Source organism: Thioalkalivibrio sp. ALMg13-2, assembly GCF_000381185.1.
Taxonomy (GTDB): Bacteria; Pseudomonadota; Gammaproteobacteria; order Ectothiorhodospirales; family Ectothiorhodospiraceae; genus Thioalkalivibrio; species Thioalkalivibrio versutus.
Window position 1 is genome coordinate 1 of record NZ_KB906158.1, and the last position, 1774, is coordinate 1774.

2 protein-coding genes and 1 pseudogene are annotated in these 1774 nt (G+C 63.6%); 2 read left to right on the forward strand and 1 reads right to left on the reverse strand.

Annotated elements, in window-relative coordinates:
- Nucleotides 1-167: 167 nt before the first annotated feature.
- A complete protein-coding gene (locus F618_RS0114575) occupies nt 168-764 on the forward strand; it encodes a recombinase family protein (protein WP_019569013.1) in 597 nt (198 codons plus the stop codon).
- Nucleotides 765-801: 37 nt separating this feature from the next.
- Nucleotides 802-1263: a hypothetical protein gene (locus tag F618_RS16500; RefSeq protein ID WP_231362697.1), complete on the forward strand. Its 462-nt coding sequence runs from the start codon at nt 802-804 to the stop codon at nt 1261-1263.
- Between the two features lie 184 nt (nt 1264-1447).
- On the opposite strand, the pseudogene F618_RS15150 reads toward F618_RS16500, so the two are convergent.
- A pseudogene (locus F618_RS15150) lies at nt 1448-1774 on the reverse strand (SAM-dependent DNA methyltransferase); the annotation flags it as partial.

The following is a 1774-nucleotide window of genomic DNA, read 5'->3' on the forward strand; positions in this document are numbered from 1 at the left end:
CCCCGCCGATCACCGAACAGCCAGTATCAAAAACGATCGTTTTCGAGACGGCCAAGCCGAACCCGTGTGAGCGACTCGATTTCTTCCCGCTCAGTGTCTCAAAACCATGTCTTGAAACCCAATGTCGCAAAACCTAGCATAGCCATGAGTTTCGAGAGGACAAGCCTATGAAAGTCGGGTATGCACGCGTTTCTACCCGGGACCAGGACCCATCGCTCCAGACCGATGCCCTACGGCAGGCCGGGTGCGACCGGATCTACGAAGACCGCGCATCGGGAGCCCAGCGTGATCGCCCGCAGCTTCGGGAGGCCCTGGATTACATGCGGCAGGGCGACGTCCTGGTGGTCTGGCGACTGGACAGGCTTGCCCGATCCATGCGGCAGCTCATCACCACGGTCGGCGATCTCGAAGAGCGCGGGATCGAATTCCAGTCCCTGACGGAATCGATCGACACCACGACACCCGGCGGCAAGCTCGTTTTCCACGTCTTTGGCGCAGTCGCCGAGTTCGAGCGCTCGATCATGCAGGAACGGACCCGTGCGGGCCTCGACGCAGCGCGCCAGCGTGGCCGCACCGGCGGGCGGCCCCCGGCGCTTACAGACGAACAGCTGGCCTTTGCGTGGACAGTCCTTGCGCATTCCGATGCCCCCGTGCGGGAACTCGCCAAGCAGCTGAGTGTTTCGCCCGCCACGCTCTATCGCCACTTTCCCGGCGGTCGAACCGCACTTCGTGAGAGTGGCGATGATGGAGATCCGCCTGCATAAGGTTGTCCCTGACCGCAATCAGTACCGGTGCTACCGGATGTTCATCCAGCGAGGGCTTTTCGGTGGGTATGTCGTCTGTCGCGAATGGGGCCGCATCGGGCAACCGGAAACGGCCAGGGAGGACTCGGCCACCACCTTGGATCGGGCAGGCAAAGGCGATGCTCACCCACAGGGCTGCGGCCAAGGTCCGCCGCAGCTACACAGCCTCGACCGGCCACGCAGCGACCGCAAAGCGAAAGGCCCTGGAAGGGAATGGCATGAAGAATGGCAAGGGGCTTACCCGCAAAGGGCAGTGGACAACTCAAGCCAAAGGGCGCACCCGGCATGGTTTCCGAACCGCCCTAACCCCGCGACCGGCGAACCACCTTCTTGGAGTGCTCGAGATCCGAAAAGCTGCGCTGGGACATCGCCCATCACTTCGGGCAGGAAACCTGTTGCCATCATTCCAAATCCGCTCGACAGGCAGGAGCGGCGGCCGATTCAATCAGCGTCTCCCTAACGGCCCGCTCAGGAACGGCCCGCTCAGGCGCCCGCGGAAGCGGGTGCGCCGCTTTCGCGGGCGCCTGGAGCCGATAGTTAGAACTCACTTGGCCGCCCCGGCCTTCACGAGTTTGGCAGCCTCTCTAGTCATGCGCCAAAGGCGGTGCCCTTGCGAGTTAACGTCAGGCCGTAGTAGGCCAAGCGCGCTCAAAGTAGTCGAAGACGTCCTCGCCCAGCGGGACGTTCTCGGTGTCGCGTAGGTCGCTGTCGGACTCCAGGTTGCCCTTGTTGTCGGTGCAGATGTCCGCTTCCGGGTCGCGCTCGCTCAGTGCGCTCCAGATAGCCTTGAGGGCCGGGGCGCCCAGCTTGATGCCGAGGTCCTTCAGCTCGGCCTTCAGGTCTTTCAGGAAGGCCTCGCGGTTGGTATAGACACGGTCGGCGTCCAGCCGCTCGCAGGCGGCCTGCACGCCGAGGCGGGTGGTCTCGTCGAGCTTCTGGATCGGCTTCTCGGCCAGCATGCGTTCGATGCG